The organism is Vibrio sp. J1-1, assembly GCF_021728395.1.
Taxonomy (GTDB): Bacteria; Pseudomonadota; Gammaproteobacteria; order Enterobacterales; family Vibrionaceae; genus Vibrio.
This window is the reverse complement of record NZ_JAKKCM010000006.1, coordinates 57452-77862: the sequence shown is the minus strand read 5'-3', so window position 1 is coordinate 77862 and position 20411 is coordinate 57452. Positions and strand designations below refer to the sequence as shown.

Below are 20411 nucleotides of genomic sequence, written 5' to 3'. Positions count from 1 at the left end.
CATCTAAGCGATGACAAATCCGGAGGTTTACTTATTTCTCCTGTAACTTTTTCTAATGACAATTAATACAGGGTGAAGAACTAATATATTTCAAGGGATTACCTAGTATGACCACCGCCTTTGAAGTCGATAACAATATCGCAAACATTTTTTCATCACAGGTTCCAGTTGTTGAGGGAACGTACGACTTAACACCAGATCAAGTGTTGCTTGATCAGGCTGAACACGAATCTGCAGTTCGTTCATATCCTCGTCGCTTGCCGATTGCTATTAAACAGGCTTATGGCTGTTTAGTGGAAGATACTCGAGGTCAAATCTTTTTGGATTGCCTTGCGGGTGCAGGTACGTTGGCGCTGGGTTATAACCACCCAGAAATCAATCAAGCATTGAAAGATCAGCTAGATTCTGGCTTGCCTTATCAGACGCTTGATATTGCTACCTCTGCAAAAACTCATTTTATTCAGTCTGTGAAGTCTTTTCTTCCTCAAGAACTGAGTGACAACTGTGTGATTCAGTTTTGTGGGCCTTCTGGTGCTGACGCGGTAGAAGCGGCTATTAAACTGGCGAAACAGACGACTGGCCGTAACACGATGTTCGCATTCCGTGGTGCTTACCATGGTATGACTAACGGTACGATGGGCATGATGGGTAACTTAGGTACTAAGGCTCGTCGCACAGGTCTTATGTCAGATGTGCATTTTATGCCTTTCCCATACAACCTTCGCTGCCCATTTGGCCTAGGTGGTGATGAAGGTGCAAAAGCGAGTATTCGCTATATCGAACGTCTGTTAAACGACGATGAAGCTGGCATTATGAAGCCTGCTGCGATCATCGTTGAGCCTGTACAAGGTGAAGGTGGCGTAGTGCCTGCGCCTGCATTCTGGTTACGTGAACTTCGTCGTATCTGTGACGAACATGGCATCCTGCTGATCTTCGACGAAATTCAATGTGGTGTTGGTAAAACTGGCTACAACTTTGCTTTCGAAGAAGCAGGGATCGTTCCAGACGTATTGTGTTTGTCTAAAGCGATCGGTGGCGGTATGCCTATGTCGCTTCTTGTTATCAACAAGCAGCACGATACTTGGAAGCCGGGTGAGCACACTGGTACTTTCCGTGGTAACCAGCTTGCAATGGTTAGCGGTGCTAAAGCACTAGAAATTATTCAACGTGACAACCTTGTTGAGCACGCAAACATTGCCGGCCAGTACCTTCGTTTTGGTTTGGAAGGTATCCAGAAACGTGTGAACTGTATTGCAGAAGTTCGCGGTAAAGGTTTGATGCTAGGTGTTGAAATCAAGAACCCTAATGGCGAATTGAACAAGTTCGGTGAGCCTGTGGCTGATGGTCAGTTGACGCTTGCGATTCAACGTGCGGCGCTAGAGCGTGGCTTGATGGTAGAGAAGGGTGGCCGTGATGGCTCAGTGATTCGTTTTCTTCCACCACTGATCATTTCGTTTGAGCAAATCGATTTTGCTTTACGTGTTCTTGAAGAAGCAATCATTACTGCTGGCGGTAGCCATGTGGAAGCTGATCCACAAGAAGAGTGGAAAAAACACTTCATTCACACTGGTGAATTAGGTAGTGCAGAGTTTGCATCAGTGATGAACCACACGACTGCCGCTATGAAGTCTGTATTCGAACAAGTAAGTGCGCCATATTCAGGTATGGACCCTAAAGCGTTAGAAGAAGCGATCAATGCTGTTGACTTAGACAACAAAAATGCGCCACTTAAATCAGTGATTGACGACGCTGCAGAGCTTGTTGCAAAGAATGCGATCTTTACACAGCACCCTGATTGTATTGCGCATTTACACACACCACCATTGATGCCTGCGATTGCTGCAGAAGCGATGATTGCGGCTCTGAACCAGTCTATGGATTCTTGGGATCAAGCATCTTCTGCGACTTACGTTGAGCAAAAAGTGGTGAACTGGCTTTGCGATAAATACGAGCTCGGCGAGCAAGCTGACGGTATTTTCACTAGCGGTGGTACACAAAGCAACCAAATGGGCTTGATGTTGGCGCGAGATTGGATCGCAGACAAGCTAAGTGGTCACTCTATTCAGAAGCTAGGTCTTCCAGAGTACGCCGACAAACTGAGAATTGTGTGTTCGAAGAAATCGCACTTCACGGTTCAAAAATCAGCGTCATGGATGGGACTGGGCGAAAAAGCAGTCATGACTGTTGATGCGAATCCAGACGGCACGTTGGATGTGAATAAGCTGGATGATGTGCTTACTCAGGCAAAAGCGGAAGGTTTAATCCCATTTGCGATTGTTGGTACGGCTGGTACAACCGATCACGGCGCGATTGATGATCTAGACTTCATTGCAGACATGGCTGAAAAACATGAGCTGTGGATGCATGTTGACGGCGCATACGGTGGTGCTTTGATTCTTAGCAGTCAAAAAGCTCGCCTAAAAGGTGTTGAGCGTGCTCAGTCTATCAGTGTTGACTTCCACAAGTTGTTCTACCAAACAATCAGTTGTGGTGCGCTTCTTGTTAACGATAAGTCAAACTTCAAGTTCCTGCTTCATCATGCAGACTACTTGAACCGTGAGCACGACGAGCTGCCAAACTTGGTGGATAAGTCTATTGCAACAACGAAACGCTTCGATGCATTAAAAGTGTTTATGACAATGCAAAGTGTAGGGCCAAAAGCCTTAGGTGACATGTACGACCATCTGCTTGAACAGACGCTGGAAGTTGCAGATATGATCCGTGACAACGAGCATTTTGAGTTGTTATCGGAACCATCACTGTCTACAGTACTGTTCCGTGCGACACATGAATCAGCAGACCTTGATGAATTGAATAAAGCGTTGCGTTTAGAAGCGCTGACTCGCGGAACCGCAGTTCTGGGTGAAACCATTGTTGACGGTAAAACCGCACTTAAATTTACGATTTTGAACCCGTGTCTAACGACGGCGGACTTTGAATCTTTGCTCTCAAAAATCCATATGCTAGCCGTTGAGCTAGTTTAACAAAGGTAACGGAAAACTATGGCAATTCTACAGATTGGTGCAGGCGGCGTTGGCTGGGTAGTTGCACACAAAGCAGCACAAAACAATGACGTTCTGGGTGATATCACAATCGCATCACGTACCGTAGGTAAGTGTGAGAAAATCATCGAATCGATTCAGAAGAAAAACAACCTGAAAGATTCAACTAAGAAATTAGAAGCTAGAGCTGTTAATGCTGACGACGTAGATTCTCTTGTTGCTCTGATTAAAGAAGTGAAGCCTGATCTCGTGATCAACGCAGGTCCTCCGTGGGTAAATATGCCTATCATGGAAGCGTGTTACCAAGCAAAAGTGTCATATCTAGATACATCAGTAGCGGTTGACCTGTGTTCTGAAGGTCAGCAAGTGCCTCAGGCTTATGATTGGCAGTGGGGTTACCGTGAGAAGTTCGCAGAAGCGGGCATCACAGGTATCCTGGGTGCAGGTTTCGATCCAGGCGTAGTATCAGTATTCGCAGCATACGCTGTGAAGCACCTCTTCGATGAAATCGATACTATCGACGTAATGGACGTGAACGCTGGTGACCACGGCAAGAAATTTGCGACAAACTTCGATCCAGAAACCAACATGTTAGAGATCCAAGGTGACTCTTTCTACTGGGAGAACGGCGAGTGGAAACAAGTGCCTTGTCACTCACGTATGCTTGAGTTTGATTTCCCTAACTGTGGTTCACACAAAGTGTACTCAATGGCGCACGATGAAGTTCGTTCAATGAAAGAGTTCATCCCTGCAAAACGCATTGAGTTCTGGATGGGTTTCGGTGACCGTTACCTAAACTACTTCAATGTAATGCGTGATATCGGCCTATTGAGCCCAGATCCACTAACGCTGCACGATGGCACCGTAGTACAGCCTCTGCACGTACTGAAAGCACTACTACCAGATCCAACTTCTCTTGCACCAGGCTACACTGGTCTAACATGTATCGGTACTTGGGTACAAGGCAAGAAAGATGGTAAAGAGCGTAGTGTATTCATCTACAACAACGCTGACCACGAAGTGGCATACGAAGACGTAGAGCACCAAGCGATCTCTTACACCACAGGTGTACCAGCGATCACAGCGGCACTGCAATTCTTCCGTGGCGAGTGGGCGGATAAAGGTGTATTCAATATGGAACAGCTAGACCCAGATCCGTTCCTAGAAACGATGCCTTCTATCGGTCTGGACTGGCATGTTCAGGAGCTGGAAGTAGGTCAAGGCCTACCAGTTATCCACACTTTGAAGTAATTCTAGCTATTTGCTTCTGTAGCGTTGTCGAACGTGCTCATTTACGTTCGTAAACTCCACGCGTTCTCCTTGCTACAGAGACAAATTTCGGCGAATTACCAACAAAGTTAAATCATTAAAATCTAAGCCGGTGCTTCTGCGTCGGCTTTGTTCGATTTTATAGTGCCTTCGTTTAGGCGAGGGAGCTTAAGGTATTACAATGCAACACAACGAACTAAAAACTCCGTACTTCATGATCAATGAAGACAAGTTGATTGAGAATCTAGAGAAAGCCAAGCAGCTGAAAGAGATCTCTGGTGTGAAGCTGGTTCTTGCACTGAAGTGTTTCTCAACTTGGGGTGTATTCGACATCATCAAACCTTACTTAGACGGCACAACAAGTTCTGGCCCGTTTGAAGTAAAGCTTGGCCATGAAACGTTTGGCGGTGAAACACACGCTTACAGTGTGGGTTACAGTGAAGATGACGTACGTGAAGTCGCTGACATCTGTGACAAGATGATCTTTAACTCACAATCTCAGCTTGCTGCTTACCGTCATATCATTGAAGGTAAAGCGTCAATTGGTCTGCGTTTGAACCCGGGCGTAAGCTATGCAGGTCAAGACTTAGCAAACCCTGCACGTCAGTTTTCTCGCCTTGGTGTACAAGCGGATCACATCAAGCCAGAAGTCTTCGAAGGTATTGACGGCGTGATGTTCCACATGAACTGTGAGAACAAAGACGTAGATGCGTTCATTGGCTTACTGGATGCGATTTCAGAACAGTTTGGCGAATACCTAAACAAGCTGGATTGGGTAAGCATGGGCGGCGGTGTATTCTTCACGTGGCCAGGTTACGATATTGAAAAGCTTGGTCTTGCGCTGAAAGCGTTCTCTGAGAAACATGGCGTACAAATGTACTTAGAGCCTGGTGAAGCGATCATTACTAAGACAACGGATCTCGTAGTAACGGTGGTAGATATCGTTGAAAACGTAAAGAAAACGGCAATTGTGGACTCAGCAACTGAAGCACACCGTTTAGATACGCTGATTTACAATGAGCCAGCATCGATTCTAGAAGCATCTGAGAACGGCGAGCACGAATACGTGATTGGCTCATGCTCTTGTCTTGCTGGTGACCAGTTCTGTGTAGCAAATTTTGAACAGCCGTTAGAAATTGGCCAACGTCTGCACATTCTAGATAGCGCTGGCTACACCATGGTGAAACTAAACTGGTTTAACGGTTTGCGTATGCCTTCGGTTTACTGTGAGCGCTCAAACGGCGAGATTCAAAAGCTGAACGAATTTGATTATTCAGATTTTAAACGTTCACTATCTCAATGGTCAGTGAAATAAGTGTTCTAGCTTTCTGCACTATATCAATGACAAAAGAGCAGCTTAGGCTGCTCTTTTTTTATGGATGACGGAGAGTAGGCTCCTAGTCTTCTATGATAACTCGAGTATCTTCACTCAATGCCTCTAGCTCATTCGCTACATCTTCGATTTCCATTTCGCTTGGAAGCTTAATGGCGATTTTTGCACTAAACAGGCTTGAACTCACGCCGCCACCTCCTGCGATAAAGACGCGTTGGCAATCCATATCTAAAATTGAAATACCCTGATCATCGAGTAAGTGGGTTATCTCATTTACGATGCCCGCTCTGTCATTGGCGTCGAGCCTGAGCTCAAATATAGTATCCGCGCTATGTGAATAAGGCTCTGAATCGACGAATTTAACCACTAGCGTCTGACATGCGGAAAATGCGTCTTTAACGATATCGGCTTTTTCTTTAGGTAATTCAATTTTAATCACTCCCGCCACTTGGTCTTCAATAAAGTTAACTTTACTGATTAACCATTTACCGCCATTTTCATGGGTGATAGCAGCAAGTTCCTTGATGGTCGCAGGTGATGCTTGACCAGCAAAATTAACGATAAACACAGTGTTCATATGGTCCCCTCCTGGAAAAGGTTTGGACGCGGCACGGCCCAACGTAGCGCTTAAGTTATTGGAATAAATCCTTTTATTCAGTGTAGATGTTAGGTGGGGTATATGTTTGATGAAGGTCAATTTTTTGGGCTAATTCTGGACGCGAATATTTAAAACTGTGTTTGAACCACAAAAAAGCAGCCTTCTGGCTGCTACTTACGTTAACGTTAGTCTAGAACGTCACTTCTAATTCGATGCCATAGAACTGGCTGTCGTAACTGGCACCTGCGTTCATCGCAAAATTAGCCACATCCTGATTACCAAACCAAGGGGATGAACTAAATTGAAGTTCGGCACTGCCACCCCATGCGTCGGTGACCCAGTAGTGGACATGACCGACTGGGTTTAGGAAGAAAAGTGATATATCACCCACGGTTTCCGAGCCTAATACTTCGCCACCATTTGCGAGTATGTCTTGCTCCGCAGTGACCATCATCTCACCAATAACGGCACCAAAGAATGGCGTAATGAAAAGATCCTGCCATGAAGGAACTTCAGCGAAGGCTTCTACACCATACTCCCAGAATAATGCGGACATCGTCGCGGAGTACAAGAACGATTCAAACTCGTTATAACCAGAATGGCGAGCCGCGGTATAGTAAACACCACCAAAATAGGGGTGCATAATATAGTTGAGGGCGTGTTCATCTCGGTCCCAAACCGGGCCATCAGAGACATTATCTTTCCACTTTTGACCCAGCTTACTCATATCACGGTCTTCTTCATCCCACTTTGTGATACTTTCAGGAAGGAAGGTCATCAAACCGACGGTCGCCACACTCAAGCCAAGAATGGTATACGTTTGACCCATTAGGTAATCCCAATCCTTATCTTGAGGAACGATAAGGTGTTTAGGTTGAAGACCTGCATTAAGGTTTAAAGCGTCATCATTATTCTGTTCAAAAGCAAGACTACGGTTTTGATTTCCATAGGTATATAGATTGGTCACTGCGCAGTATCCAGAAAGGCAATCAGGCGCGTAGGAAAACTCAGAATGCCTGGCCATATCGTATTGGCTTGCGTTTGCAATGCTTGTTGTTACAAAGCCGAGCCCTGCTAGCGTCTTCTTGAATATGGATAATTTTGACACAAAGGTCTCCGAGTAATTAATTTGATGATCTGATTCAAATTATCCATTAAAAAAAAATCCATTGAAATACTTGTGCTTAATTTATATCAAAATGATTTCATTACTCGAGCTTGTACGTGACATGATTGGTTTGCAGTATCTAAGCGGTTCGAGCTGCAACTTGTGCACATTTTCGCAACCCTCAAGCTCTGTCGTTGTGGTTTCTTTTGCTCCGGTTGCCCGGTTTGAACCATGCATTTCAAGCGGATTTGTGTATAGTTAACACCAGTGCACTTAAAACTAATTCAATAAATAGAACATGATATGAGTACAGCATACAAAATTAAAATGGTACTCATGCTGAGGAGTCAGTTGTGAAAATTGCAATGCTTAGTACCGGTGAAGAAGTCCTTCATGGGGATATAGTTGATACAAATGCGGCTTGGATGTCTAGTTTGTTTTATCAGCAAGGATTTGGCTTAACTAAACGCTCTACAGTTGGTGATAAGCAATCGATCTTGATTGAAGAGTTTTTAATGCTGAGTTTCAACAATGACGTTGTTATCGTTAATGGTGGTTTAGGTCCAACGACCGATGACTTGAGTGCCTCGGCAGCAGCAAAAGCGGCTGATTGTAAGTTGGTGCTGTTTAAGGAATGGCTCGAACAGCTAGAGAGCATGTATGCACGACGTGGCAAACCGATGCCAGATAGTAATTTAAAACAAGCTATGCTACCTGAAACGGCTCAAATACTCGACAACCCAATTGGTACTGCCTGTGGTTTTAAGATGCTGATTAACGATGCAGTTTTCTATTTTACGCCTGGCGTACCCAGCGAATTTAAACTGATGGCAGAAACGCAGATTCTCCCAGATCTGAAGCGCTCCTTCCCGGATGTAAAAGGCTCTTCATGTAGTCGTATTTATACTTTCGGTCTGTCAGAGTCGGGCATCTCAGATAAGTTGGATCCGATAAAGTTACCCCAAGGGTATGAGCTTGGTTATCGTTCTTATTTACCTTTCATTGAAGTAAAACTGTTTGGGCCGACCGATCAGTTAGAGCAGCGATTGAAGTTATTGCAGCTAGTTAATCAACACCTGGAAACCAATACCGTCAGTATTGACCTGCCTATGATAGAGCATGTGGGCCAACTGTTAGAGGAAAAAGCGTTAACGCTTTCAGTCTCTGAAAATAGCAGTGCAGGGTATTTGAGTTACTGGCTAAACAGTGATGAAAACGCAGAAAAGCAGCTTGGCCACAGCTGGGTTTTATCGGGTAGCAATCAAGGTATCAAAGACGAAGGTGACCCACTAGCTGCAACATTTGCACTGTCGGGTGTCACTCGCGAAAAGTGTCAAACGGATTTGTCGTTAGTCACAGGCAAAGCCGATGATGATGTGTTCTCTGTCGCGCTGTCGACAGCTGAAGGTGAATGGGGAGTTGTCTATAAGCTGTCCAGAAAATATCAGCGTGATGATAAAGTAAAAGTCATCAGTACTGCCGCGCTCGATCTACTGCGCCGTTATCTGGAAGGTAAGCCGATGTTTGCCCACTATGCGTTCTTAGAGAAAGTAAAAGAGATGCACATTCCAGCCAGTGTAATTTAGAGAGCCAGTACGCCGATATTTAAATAAACAAAAGCCAAGGTGGTTGCCTTGGCTTTTTTATGTTCGATGCTTCTCAGTTGTCGTTAGGCGCGTTGTTTTTCTTTCATCGTGTAGTTAACGCCACTGAGTGAAACATTGGATTTTGCTTTACAGATACAAGGCAAAATTTCTTCGCCTTGGGTGTAAGCCATTGCAAAACCAACGTACTCAACTTCACCAGACTCTAACTTACAACGACAGGCACCGCAGTGTCCGTCACGGCAGTTATATTCTGGTAATAAGCCTGACTGTTCCATCGTCTCCAAAATAGTATTGGAAGGGTTAGATTCAATGCTGATAAGTTTGTTGATTTTGATTGTTGGCATTACAGCTCAAATCCTTCAAAGTCGTCCGCGCTTATTTCGTTGTCAATTTGACCAACTAAGTAAGATGAAATCTCTGCTTCTTGAGGGGCAACTTGAACGTTATCAGAAGACAACCAAGCATTAATCCATGGAATAGGGTTGCTTGTTGCTTCAGGGTAAGCCACTGGTAGACCTACCGCTTGCATACGGATGTTGGTGATGTACTCAACGTACTGGCTCAGAATGTCTTTGTTCAGACCGATCATTGAACCATCTTTAAACAGATATTCAGCCCACTCTTTCTCTTGCTCTGCCGCTTTTTTGAAGAGATCAAAACACTCTTGTTTTGCTTCTTCTGCGATTTGCATGAAAGTGAAATCATCCTGACCGTTACGCAGCAGGTTGATCATGTGCTGAGTGCCGTTTAGGTGAAGCGCTTCATCACGTGCGATCAGTTTGATAATTTTCGCGTTACCTTCCATTAGCTCGCGTTCTGCGAAAGCGAATGAACATGCGAAACTTACGTAGAAACGAATCGCTTCTAGAGCGTTCACAGACATCAGACAGATGTACAGTTTCTTCTTAAGGTCGTACAGACTTACCTTAACCGTTTCACCGTTAAGGACATGCTCACCTTCACCGTAGCGATGGTAATCATTGGTCGCTTGAATCAGGTCGTCGTAATAGTGCGAGATGTCTTTTGCACGCTTTAGGATGTGTTCGTTCTCAACGATATCATCAAATACGACAGCCGGATCGTTCACGATATTACGAATAATGTGCGTGTACGAACGAGAGTGAATCGTTTCAGAGAAAGACCAAGTCTCAATCCATGTTTCTAGTTCAGGCAGAGAAACAAGAGGAAGCAGCGCAACGTTCGGGCTACGGCCTTGGATTGAATCGAGAAGCGTTTGGTACTTCAGGTTAGAAATGAAGATATGCTTCTCGTGATCTGGCAACTTGTTGTAGTCGATACGGTCGCTAGACACGTCAACTTCTTCTGGACGCCAGAAGAAAGAAAGCTGCTTTTCGATCAGTTTTTCGAAAATTTCGAATTTTTGTTGGTCATAACGAGCAACGTTTACTGATTGACCCAAGAACATTGGTTCTTTTAGTTGGTCGTTTTTTTTCTGGTTAAAAGTACTGTAAGCCATAATGCCTCAATTCCTTTTAAACCTCCCGCGTAGGGGAGGTTTTCGATATTCTGTTACTAATTCAGTTACTGCGGATTGCGTGGGTGGTAAAGATTAAATCTTACAACCGCCGCCTGCACAATCTTCTTCTTCAGGTTGAACTGCGTCTTTCTGTTCATCCTTAGCGCCATCACGAGTGTTATGGTAGTAAAGCGTCTTCACACCAAACTTGTACGCCGTAAGTAGGTCTTGAAGAAGTTTCTTCATAGGAACCTTACCAGTTTCGTAGCGTGATGGGTCATAGTTGGTATTCGCAGAGATAGCTTGGTCAACAAACTTTTGCATGATACCGACAAGGTGAAGGTAACCATCGTTAGAACCAATGTTCCAAAGCAGTTCGTAGTTATCTTTTAGCTCAGTAAATTCTGGCACAACTTGCTTCAGGATACCGTCTTTCGACGCTTTTACAGATACGAAACCACGAGGCGGCTCAATACCGTTTGTCGCGTTAGAAATCTGAGAAGATGTCTCAGAAGGCATCAGCGCAGTCAGCGTTGAGTTACGTAGACCGTGTTCCATGATTTCTGTACGCAGGCTATCCCAATCGTAGTGTAGCTCTTCGTCACAAATCAGGTCGATATCCTTCTTGTACGTATCGATTGGCAGGAGACCTTTCGCGTAGTTTGTTTCGTCGAACGAAGGACATTTACCTTGCTCTTTCGCCAGCGCTACTGATGCTTTTAATAGGTAGTACTGCATCGCTTCAAACGTACGGTGAGTCAGGCCGTTTGCGCTGCCATCTGAGTATTTCACGCCGTTCTTCGCTAGGTAGTAAGCAAAGTTGATGACACCTACACCCAAAGTGCGACGGTTCATTGTCGACTTGTATGCCGCCGGAAGCGGGTAATCCTGGTAATCCAATAGGGCATCAAGAGCACGCACAACCAGATCAGACAGCTCTTCGAAATCATCCAGAGACTTAATGGAACCTAAGTTAAACGCAGACAGAGTACATAGTGCGATCTCACCTGAATCATCTTCTACGTTGGTCAGTGGTTTGGTTGGAAGTGCGATTTCCAAACACAGGTTAGACTGACGAACTGGCGCTACTTCAGAATCAAATGGGCTGTGAGTGTTACAGTGGTCCACGTTCTGGATGTAGATACGACCTGTAGATGCGCGCTCTTGCATTAGCAGAGTGAACATCTCGATCGCTTTCACGGTTTCCTTCTTAACTGAAGGATCGTTCTCGTATTTAACGTACAGACGCTCGAATTCTTCTTGGTTTTCGAAGAATGAGTCATATAGACCTGGTACGTCTGATGGTGAGAATAGCGTGATGTTACCACCTTCAACCAGACGCTGGTACATCAGCTTGTTGAGCTGCACGCCGTAGTCCATGTGACGAACACGGTTTTCTTCAACACCTCGGTTGTTCTTAAGAACCAATAGTGAACGTGCTTCACCATGCCACATTGGGTAGAACACAGTGGCTGCACCGCCACGTACACCGCCTTGTGAACAACATTTCACAGCGGTTTGGAAGTATTTGTAGAAAGGAATACAGCCCGTGTGGAACGCCTCACCGCCACGGATCTCAGAACCCAGAGCACGGATACGTCCTGCGTTGATACCGATACCCGCACGTTGAGAAACGTAACGAACAATAGAGCTTGCCGTTGCGTTGATAGAGTCTAGGCTGTCACCACACTCGATCAGTACACATGAGCTGAACTGACGGGTAGGCGTACGTACACCTGACATAATCGGCGTAGGCAGAGAGATCTTGAATGTTGACGTCGCATCGTAGAAACGTTTGATGTAATCAAGACGTGTTTGTTTCGGATACTTAGCGAACAGACACGCAGCCACAAGAATGTATAAGAACTGGGCACTTTCGTAGATTTGGCCCGATACACGGTTCTGTACGAAGTACTTACCTTCCAGCTGTTTTACTGCAGCGTAAGAGAAGTTCAGGTCACGTTTGTGGTCAATGTACGAATCAAGTTCGTCTAGCTCTGCTTTTGTGTAATCTTCTAACAGGTGTCCGTCGTACTTACCCATATCAACGAGTCGAGCTACGTGATCGTAAAGCTTCGGTGGCTCATATTGGCCATAAGCTTTTTTACGTAGATGGAATACGGCTAGACGAGCCGCCAAGTACTGGTAATCCGGTGTCTCTTCTGAGATAAGGTCGGCCGCAGATTTGATGATAGTCTCGTGTATATCTGACGTTGTAATACCATCATAAAACTGGATGTGAGCTCGTAACTCTACTTGAGAGACAGAAACGTTGTTCAGACCTTCTGCAGCCCAAGTAATAACGCGGTGGATTTTATCCAGATCGATAATTTCTTTACGGCCATCACGCTTGGTGACGGTAAGTTGTTGGTTCATTCTGCTTTATTTCCCTAAGAAAACTGATAAAAGCCGTGTTTTTGTCTATTTATATGCAAAGCTTTCGAGTCTTGCGGTGGCTTTGTGATCAAAGTCTATCTATATATTGTAGCTTAAACACAATATATAGGGGTTCATTTGTTTGCGGGTTACAAGATAGTGCTATTGCTCGGATTGATCAAGGTACATGTTTGGGATGACTTGTGGATAACTACTCAAATGAAAAAAATCAGTAAGTGAATACTAACCGATGAGAAAAGAGCGGACTTGAATAGGTAAAAACACAGTTCTGAGATCGGTTTAGAAATAACCGCACGGAAAAATATTTTTCTTGATCTTTGGACATTTTTATTTGCGAAAATTAGGTTGGTCAAAATGCTATCTACAGCACAATTCTTACGCACAAAAGCGGTAACTTTGTGCTACCGCTTTAGGTTGTTTTCTTAACTGAATGGTCAACAAGAGCTAGGTTTTTTAGCGTTATGGCGTTCAGTATTTTTTAGTATGAACGATATAGTTTACATCCACATTACGACCGAGCTTATAGCTGTCGTTAAGTGGGTTGTAATGCAAACCTGTGATACCTAATTCAGTCAGTTCGGTTTGGTCAATCATCTTCATCATTTCTGCTGGTTTGATGAACTTCTCATGGTCGTGAGTGCCTTCCGGAACAATCTTAAGTAACTTCTCTGCGCCAACGATGGCAAACAAGTACGATTTGATATTGCGGTTCAAGGTTGAAAAGAACACATGACCACCTGGTTTCACCAGTGCCGCGCAAGAACGAATAACAGAAAGAGGATCGGGTACATGTTCCAGCATTTCCATACAAGTGACGACATCGTAAGTCTCGGCATTTTCTGCTGCATGGTCTTCGATAGTACTTTGGATATAGGTCAGCTTTGTGCCCGTCTCCAGAGCATGCAGGCGCGCGACTTCTAGCGGCTCTTTCCCCATATCTAGCCCAGTTACGATCGCGCCTTCTTTTGCCATGCTCTCTGCAAGAATACCACCACCACAACCGACATCGAGTGTGCGCTTGCCAAACAAACCATCTGCTTTGTCGAGTACATAGTTCAAACGAAGTGGGTTGATTTGGTGAAGTGGTTTGAATTCACCCTCTAAATCCCACCAGCGAGAAGCCATGTCCTCGAATTTCTTAATTTCACTAGGGTCGACGTTTTGTGCTTTAGTCATAATGGTTGTACTGCATTCAATCTGAGTCCTTTAGAGAGCGCCAGTATACTCCAACGTTTTATACCCAAACAACCTCGAGATGCTTTAAGTCCCGTATCTTGAAGTCGTTAGGGTCTATTAGTATTAAACTGATAAATCCTCGTTTTGCCTACCATAAATCTCATTTTGCATAATATTGACTGAAATATAACCAGTTATCAGAAAGATATCAGATGAGTGTGCAAATTCTCGACATTTGAATCTCAACAAAGCTCACAACCTGATAAAAGGAGAGGGAAAGGGATGCCGAAGTGATGAAATGTGTGTTATATTTTTCGCCTTACACGTATCGTAATTACGATCAGATAATAGAGGGATAATGGCTCCATGAGCGATTTAGCTAAAGAGATCACGCCCGTAAACATTGAAGACGAGCTTAGAGGTTCATATCTAGACTACGCGATGTCAGTAATCGTGGGTCGTGCTCTTCCAGATGTGCGTGATGGTCTAAAACCAGTACACCGTCGCGTTTTATTCGCGATGAACGTACTAGGCAACGATTGGAACAAACCATATAAAAAATCAGCCCGTGTTGTCGGCGACGTAATCGGTAAATATCACCCTCATGGTGATAGTGCTGTGTACGACACAATCGTACGTATGGCTCAGCCGTTCTCACTTCGTTATATGCTGGTCGATGGTCAAGGTAACTTTGGCTCAATCGATGGCGATTCTGCTGCGGCAATGCGTTATACCGAAGTACGTATGGCTAAAATTGCCCACGAGCTTCTGGCTGACCTAGATAAAGAAACCGTAGACTACGTACCTAACTACGATGGTACGGAGCAGATTCCAGCGGTTCTTCCAACAAAAATTCCAAACCTACTGGTTAACGGTGCTTCTGGTATCGCGGTAGGTATGGCGACCAACATCCCGCCACATAACCTTGGCGAAGTGATCGATGGCTGCCTTGCATACATCAATAATGAAGCGATCACTATTGATGAACTAATGGATTACATCCCTGGTCCAGATTTCCCGACGGCAGCACTTATCAGTGGCCGTAAAGGCATTGTAGACGCGTACAAAACGGGTCGCGGTAAGATCTACATGCGCTCAAAAGCGGACATCGAAACAGAGAAAAACGGCAGAGAAACCATCGTCGTTACTGAAATTCCTTATCAAGTAAACAAAGCTCGTTTGATCGAGAAGATTGCTGAGCTGGTTAAAGATAAGAAAGTAGAAGGCATCAGTGCGCTACGTGATGAATCTGACAAAGATGGTATGCGTATCGTTATTGAATGTAAGCGTGATGCTGTCGGTGAAGTGGTTCTTAACAACCTTTACTCTCAGACTCAGCTACAAACGACTTTCGGTATCAACATGGTGGCACTGAACAACGGTCAGCCACAGCTATTCAACCTGAAAGATATGTTGAAGTGCTTTGTGGATCACCGTCGTGAAGTGGTTACTCGTCGTACTATTTTCGAATTACGTAAAGCTCGTGAACGTGCACACATCCTAGAAGGTTTGGCTCTTGCACTAGCAAATATCGATGAAATCATCGACCTAATTCGTAAAGCGCCAACGCCAGCAGAAGCGAAAGCAGGGCTTATCGCCCGTGGTTGGGATCTTGGCAACGTTGCTGCAATGCTTGAACGTGCCGGTACTGACGCAGCTCGTCCAGAGTGGCTAGAGCCGCAATACGGTATCCGAGACGGCCAGTACTTCCTGACAGAACAACAAGCGCAAGCAATCCTAGACCTACGTCTACACAAACTGACAGGTCTTGAGCACGAGAAAATTCTGGCTGAATACAAAGAGCTTCTAGACGAAATCGCTGAGCTAATGCACATTCTTGCAAGCACTGAGCGTTTGATGGAAGTGATTCGTGAAGAGCTAGAAGCGGTTCGTGACGGCTTTGGCGACGCTCGACGTACTGAGATCACAGCGGCTAGCCATGATATCGATATGGAAGAGCTGATTGCGCGTGAAGACGTAGTAGTAACTCTGTCTCACGGCGGTTACGTTAAGTACCAAGTACTGAGCGACTATGAGTCACAGCGTCGTGGTGGTAAAGGTAAGAGCGCAACTAAGATGAAAGACGAAGACCATATTGAGCGTCTTCTCGTGGCGAATACCCACGACAACATCCTGTGTTTCTCTACGCGTGGTAAAACTTACCGCTTGAAAGTTTACCAACTACCGCTAGCGAGCCGTACTGCTCGTGGTAAGCCTATCGTAAACATTCTTCCTCTGGAAGATGGTGAACGTATCACGGCTATCCTACGTGTAGACGAGTTCTCTGAAGATAAGTTCATCTTTATGGCGACGGGTGACGGTACAGTTAAGAAGACTCCGCTGAACCAATTTGCAAACGTTCGTTCAAACGGTCTAATCGCAGTTAACCTACGTGAAGACGATTCGTTAATCGGTGTTGATATCACCAATGGCGAAAACGAAATCATGCTGTTTTCTAAAGCGGGTAAAGTGGTTCGCTTTAAAGAAGCCGAAGAGATTCCAGTACTTGATGAAAATGGTAACCCAGTTCTTGATGAGAACGGTCAACCAGAATTTAAGTTTAAAGGTGTTCGTCCTATGGGTCGTACTGCCTCTGGTGTTCGCGGTATGAAGTTGGGTGAAAACGACCAAGTTGTGTCTCTCATTGTTCCTTCAAATGAAGGCGATATCCTAACAGTAACCGAGAACGGCTATGGTAAACGTACCGAGCTTGCAGAGTACCCAACTAAGGGTCGTGCAACGCAAGGTGTCGTATCTATCAAAGTCTCTGAGCGTAATGGTCCTGTTGTTGGCGCAGTACAAGTAGAAGAAGGCGACGAGATGATGATGATCACCGACGCTGGTACTCTCGTTCGTACACGTGTCGCTGAAGTTAGCCAGGTTGGTCGTAATACCCAAGGGGTTACACTGATCAGAACAGCTGAAGATGAATCAGTGGTTGGTTTACAGCGCATTGAAGAAATTGAAGAAGCTGATTTACCAGAAGGTGAAGAAGCGGAAGCGACAGAATCAACTGAAGTAAATACGCAGCAAGATGCTCCAGAAGCACCAGCAGCTGATGATTCAGAAGAAGGCAACGAAGAGTAATTCTTCATCGCTAATATTAAAAGCCGAGCCACAGATTGCTCGGCTTTTTTGTACCTGTATCAACGCAATTTCGACGCTAAACCCGTACACTATGCTTACGTCTACTCATGGATGCCCTTATGTCAGTTTGGTTCTTTGTTGCTATCACCTTGATGAGCTTGTTTATCGTGTCTTTGTCTTTAAGTGCTTCAAAAATAAAGCCTAGGCAATGGTTTGGCTTTTGTGCTTTAGTGTTAGTGCTAACCACTTCAAGCTTTTTGGTTTTGCACCAGCCCCCTCCTCAGTTAAGCCAAACGAACATGCCTCCTACCATGACCGCACAAGATATTATGGAGGAAATACAAGCACAACTGAGAAAAGACCCGAATAATGCTGAACTGTGGTTTCAATTAGGACAAGGATACTTGGTAGAAGGTGAGTTTAATGGTGCCTTGACTTGTTTTGATTATGTTATTCAACTGAGTAATCCAGTAAGCGCTACCCCGCTTGCAGCAAAAGCGACGGTACTGTATTACCTCCACAATCAACGCATGACCGATGAAGTCACCTTGCTGCTTGAACAAGCATTGCGGTTGGAACCTCATAACACGGCTGCTTTATCTCTAATCGCCAACGATCATTTTGTTTCATTTCGCTTTCAGGAAGCAATCGATACATGGGTACAATTATTAGACTCGAATGATACAAGTTTGGACAGAGTGCAAATCATTAACTCCATTAATAGAGCGAAAGAGTTGCTGTAGGTATACATTCTATAAGCTGTGTGCGACGAATAAAGAGACTAAGCATTCAGGCTATACCGAAAACTCGCCGCCGCCACTACTTACTTTATCTCTGAACATAGAAAAGGGGCGCATAACGCGCCCCTTGTTGTGTCTAGCTTTGACTAATACTTTGCCTCGCGCTCTGCAGCTGCTTTATCCCAATCAGGAGTAACAGTTTCTAGGAAATGTTTCTTATCTGAATTCATCTTCTCCATATCCATTCCTAATGCTTGTTGGGCTTTGGCTTTAGTTGAGATATCCGGAATTTGCACTGGCTCGGTGATACCTTTTTTAGCGAGTAAACGAACTAGCTTAGTACGCGCATCCGCAGCACGGTCTACCGCAGTTCCTAGTACTTCAAGTGCGACTTCTGGAGCGTGCATGTGAACGCCATGAGAGGCGATCGCGTAGTCCCAGCGCCACTGCGCATGACGGATATCTTGAAGGATTGGCTGCATCTCTTCTTCTGTTGCACCTACTTTCCAGGCTTCACCGGCTTCGAAGTGTGCGGCGACAATTTGTTTCTCTGCGGTAAGTTTCATGTTCAGTACTTGCGCTTTACGTGTCGACACGATGCCTTGTAGCTGTTCTTTGGTTTGGGTATGGCATTGTGCACACGTGTCATCGAAGCGATCGAATGGATTGCCCACTTTATGATCGGTGTAAACTGTGCCGTCTTCTTTGGTTACTTTCGGCATGTGGCAATCCACACAAACTACTTTGTTTTTACCATGAATACCCGCTCGCCAAGTTTCAAAACCTGGATGTTGTGCTTTTAACATTGGAGTTTTAGAGACTGCATGCGTCCAATCTTTGAAATTCAGAGCGTCGTAGTATTTTTCCATATCATTAACTGTGGTACCCATATCCCACGGGAACTTAACCGCTTTTGTTGGGCCAGTGAAGTAGTACTCCACATGGCACTGGGCACAGACTGACGCTTGTTTATCCAGGCGAGATTGTTGATCAAAGTTTTTGCCGATAGCCTCAAAAGCTCGTTCTACATATGGTCGAGTTAATGCGAGGGCAGGTTCGCCTTTCTTAAACTCTTCTGATCGGGTGTCATGGCAGTCTGAACAGCCGATTGGGTTAACAATTTCAGCGCCTAAACGTGCCCACTTCCCTTCGAAGTAGCCATCTTCTCCACGTTCTTCAATGACGCGGGCGACATCTGGGCTTTTACAGCTCCAACAAGCCATCGGCATCGGGCCAGAGTTTTCATCGGTTGGAGCGCCTGTACGTAATGTTTGGCGAACGTCATCCAATGCGTAAAAGTGGCCACGCGCTTTGTTGTAATCCTTTGCGAAGCCATAGCCTGCCCACAAGATTACCATGTTCGGATCTTCACTTAGGGCGTCTTCAATATTTTCACTTTCTGACGTTGCTTTCCAAGAGTGGTATTGGTCTGGGTGGTTTTGCTCAAAGGCGTCATTGCGAGGATCGATAAGATCTTCTGCCGCCAACGGAGCGCCAACCAAAAATAATTGGCTGGCGAATAAAGTCGCAGCCGCTATAGGTGCGCTCATCCAGTGTTTTATGCTCACGGTGTTATCTCCATATTCGTTTTTATTAGCAGCGTTGTGAAGAGCTATTCCAAATAAGAATCGGAGATCTATCGGTAATATTATTGCTTAATTAAATAGATGAAATAGCGCGCGAAACTTGTTTTGTTTTAGATCAATTTACACTAGTGATCTCAATCATATTTAAGCTCTTATACCCCTAAAGTGGTATGAGTTAACTCCTTGTATGACAATACTTTAGTTTTTAACTATTTTTAAATAGAGTGATTAAGTTCGCTTTTTGAATAGTTGCTTCTACCCCTTATGAATAATAGGGGTATTATTTATATAGGTTTAGCGTTGTGGCTTTCCGAAATAAGAATTGATGTTATTTGAAGATATTTTATATCTTCAGAGGAAATTAATTGTCGCTCAAATAAATAGTTGAGAACAGTTATCAATTATTATCGAGCTAAGGAAAGAAAAATATGGGCAATATAAAATTGACCATAGAGACAATGCTGAAATTTCTCTTCGTCTTTGCCATCTATGGTTTCTCCATCGCCGCCCATGCGACTTCTTCAGAGCCGGTTGAAGGTGCTCAAGCCGAGCGTCATCAAGTCGAGTTGCTCCGTGACCGAGACTACAAATGTCTTCAATGTCATAAGGATGCTAAAGACACTCTGAATCTATCGCATGACCCTCAAGCTTTGTTAAGTAAAGGCAAGCAGCTCAATTGCACCAACTGCCACAGCAATATCGGACCCGATCACCGTGAAGGGGCTCCCGATGTGATTAAGTTCTCTGCCGCCCAATCTAAAGCGGTGCACGACCAAGTGTCCCTCGATCCAAGTTTAATTCTCAAAGCTAATAGCCAGTGCGTGGATTGCCACGGGCCACTCAAGCTAAGAGAAAAGCATTGGACGCACGATGTGCACGCAAAGAATCTGACTTGTTCAAACTGCCATGATGTTCATGCTGCAAAAACTAAAGCCTTGTCTTATGACAGAAAACAGCTAATTAAGCAGTGTGTCGATTGTCACTCTGAATTTGCCGTCGAACCTGAACTTGTAAAAGAAGAGGAGAGATAG

14 protein-coding genes are annotated in these 20411 nt (G+C 44.8%); 7 read left to right on the top strand and 7 right to left on the bottom strand.

Annotated elements, in window-relative coordinates; genetic code table 11:
- The first annotated feature begins 107 nt into the window (after positions 1 to 107).
- The 3 genes from L3V31_RS11260 (at position 108) to nspC (ending at position 5586) form a co-directional block, all read left to right on the top strand.
- Complete coding sequence (locus tag L3V31_RS11260) at positions 108 to 2984, top strand: pyridoxal phosphate-dependent class III aminotransferase (protein ID WP_237316146.1); 2877 nt, start codon at positions 108 to 110, stop codon at positions 2982 to 2984.
- 18 nt (positions 2985 to 3002) lie between these two features.
- Positions 3003 to 4253 carry a carboxynorspermidine synthase gene (locus L3V31_RS11255; protein ID WP_237316145.1) on the top strand — a complete coding sequence of 417 codons (1251 nt, stop codon included), beginning with the start codon at positions 3003 to 3005 and terminating at the stop codon, positions 4251 to 4253.
- A gap of 199 nt (positions 4254 to 4452) precedes the next feature.
- On the top strand, positions 4453 to 5586 hold the full coding sequence (gene nspC / locus L3V31_RS11250) for a carboxynorspermidine decarboxylase (RefSeq protein WP_237316144.1): 1134 nt from the start codon (positions 4453 to 4455) through the stop codon (positions 5584 to 5586).
- Positions 5587 to 5668: 82 nt separating this feature from the next.
- Here the strand turns inward: nspC and L3V31_RS11245 are convergent, their stop codons facing one another.
- Positions 5669 to 6181, bottom strand: coding sequence for an ACT domain-containing protein (locus L3V31_RS11245; RefSeq protein ID WP_237316143.1), 513 nt, complete (start codon positions 6179 to 6181; stop codon positions 5669 to 5671).
- Between the two features lie 211 nt (positions 6182 to 6392).
- Positions 6393 to 7295, bottom strand: a complete 903-nt coding sequence (locus L3V31_RS11240) for a DUF3943 domain-containing protein (RefSeq protein ID WP_237316335.1) — start codon at positions 7293 to 7295, stop codon at positions 6393 to 6395.
- Between the two features lie 368 nt (positions 7296 to 7663).
- On the opposite strand from L3V31_RS11240, the gene L3V31_RS11235 reads away from it, so the two are divergent.
- Positions 7664 to 8896, top strand: coding sequence for a molybdopterin-binding protein (locus L3V31_RS11235; RefSeq protein WP_237316142.1), 1233 nt, complete (start codon positions 7664 to 7666; stop codon positions 8894 to 8896).
- An 83-nt stretch (positions 8897 to 8979) separates the two neighbouring features.
- Here the strand turns inward: L3V31_RS11235 and yfaE are convergent, their stop codons facing one another.
- From yfaE to ubiG, 4 genes are all read right to left on the bottom strand, one after another.
- Positions 8980 to 9261: a class I ribonucleotide reductase maintenance protein YfaE gene (gene yfaE, locus L3V31_RS11230; RefSeq protein ID WP_237316141.1), complete on the bottom strand. Its 282-nt coding sequence runs from the start codon at positions 9259 to 9261 to the stop codon at positions 8980 to 8982.
- Positions 9261 to 10394 carry a class Ia ribonucleoside-diphosphate reductase subunit beta gene (gene nrdB / locus L3V31_RS11225; protein WP_237316140.1) on the bottom strand — a complete coding sequence of 378 codons (1134 nt, stop codon included), beginning with the start codon at positions 10392 to 10394 and terminating at the stop codon, positions 9261 to 9263. The genes yfaE and nrdB overlap by 1 nt, the downstream gene beginning before the upstream one ends.
- Before the next feature lie 93 nt (positions 10395 to 10487).
- The gene (gene nrdA, locus L3V31_RS11220) at positions 10488 to 12770 is read right to left on the bottom strand and encodes a class 1a ribonucleoside-diphosphate reductase subunit alpha (protein WP_237316139.1); all 2283 of its coding nucleotides are present in this window, start codon (positions 12768 to 12770) and stop codon (positions 10488 to 10490) included.
- Positions 12771 to 13259: 489 nt separating this feature from the next.
- The gene (gene ubiG / locus L3V31_RS11215) at positions 13260 to 13967 is read right to left on the bottom strand and encodes a bifunctional 2-polyprenyl-6-hydroxyphenol methylase/3-demethylubiquinol 3-O-methyltransferase UbiG (RefSeq protein WP_237316138.1); all 708 of its coding nucleotides are present in this window, start codon (positions 13965 to 13967) and stop codon (positions 13260 to 13262) included.
- A gap of 366 nt (positions 13968 to 14333) precedes the next feature.
- Here ubiG and gyrA point away from each other — a divergent pair, with 366 nt between their 5' ends.
- Both gyrA and L3V31_RS11205 read left to right on the top strand, forming a co-directional pair.
- Complete coding sequence (gene gyrA, locus L3V31_RS11210) at positions 14334 to 17054, top strand: DNA gyrase subunit A (RefSeq protein ID WP_237316137.1); 2721 nt, start codon at positions 14334 to 14336, stop codon at positions 17052 to 17054.
- 119 nt (positions 17055 to 17173) lie between these two features.
- Complete coding sequence (locus L3V31_RS11205; protein ID WP_237316136.1) at positions 17174 to 17797, top strand: hypothetical protein; 624 nt, start codon at positions 17174 to 17176, stop codon at positions 17795 to 17797.
- A gap of 143 nt (positions 17798 to 17940) precedes the next feature.
- Here the strand turns inward: L3V31_RS11205 and nrfA are convergent, their stop codons facing one another.
- Positions 17941 to 19362, bottom strand: a complete 1422-nt coding sequence (nrfA, locus tag L3V31_RS11200) for an ammonia-forming nitrite reductase cytochrome c552 subunit (RefSeq protein ID WP_237316135.1) — start codon at positions 19360 to 19362, stop codon at positions 17941 to 17943.
- A 446-nt stretch (positions 19363 to 19808) separates the two neighbouring features.
- On the opposite strand from nrfA, the gene nrfB reads away from it, so the two are divergent.
- Positions 19809 to 20411, top strand: a complete 603-nt coding sequence (gene nrfB, locus L3V31_RS11195; RefSeq protein ID WP_237316134.1) for a cytochrome c nitrite reductase pentaheme subunit — start codon at positions 19809 to 19811, stop codon at positions 20409 to 20411.

What these genes read in the sequence shown, in the direction of transcription:
- L3V31_RS11260 (WP_237316146.1), top strand. Translation starts at nt 108, where the DNA reads ATGACCACCGCCTTTGAAGTCGATAACAATATCGCAAACATTTTTTCA.
- L3V31_RS11255 (WP_237316145.1), top strand. Translation starts at nt 3,003, where the DNA reads ATGGCAATTCTACAGATTGGTGCAGGCGGCGTTGGCTGGGTAGTTGCA.
- nspC (WP_237316144.1), top strand. Translation starts at nt 4,453, where the DNA reads ATGCAACACAACGAACTAAAAACTCCGTACTTCATGATCAATGAAGAC.
- L3V31_RS11245 (WP_237316143.1), bottom strand. Translation starts at nt 6,181, where the DNA reads ATGAACACTGTGTTTATCGTTAATTTTGCTGGTCAAGCATCACCTGCG.
- yfaE (WP_237316141.1), bottom strand. Translation starts at nt 9,261, where the DNA reads ATGCCAACAATCAAAATCAACAAACTTATCAGCATTGAATCTAACCCT.
- nrdB (WP_237316140.1), bottom strand. Translation starts at nt 10,394, where the DNA reads ATGGCTTACAGTACTTTTAACCAGAAAAAAAACGACCAACTAAAAGAA.
- nrdA (WP_237316139.1), bottom strand. Translation starts at nt 12,770, where the DNA reads ATGAACCAACAACTTACCGTCACCAAGCGTGATGGCCGTAAAGAAATT.
- ubiG (WP_237316138.1), bottom strand. Translation starts at nt 13,967, where the DNA reads ATGACTAAAGCACAAAACGTCGACCCTAGTGAAATTAAGAAATTCGAG.
- gyrA (WP_237316137.1), top strand. Translation starts at nt 14,334, where the DNA reads ATGAGCGATTTAGCTAAAGAGATCACGCCCGTAAACATTGAAGACGAG.
- L3V31_RS11205 (WP_237316136.1), top strand. Translation starts at nt 17,174, where the DNA reads ATGTCAGTTTGGTTCTTTGTTGCTATCACCTTGATGAGCTTGTTTATC.
- nrfB (WP_237316134.1), top strand. Translation starts at nt 19,809, where the DNA reads ATGGGCAATATAAAATTGACCATAGAGACAATGCTGAAATTTCTCTTC.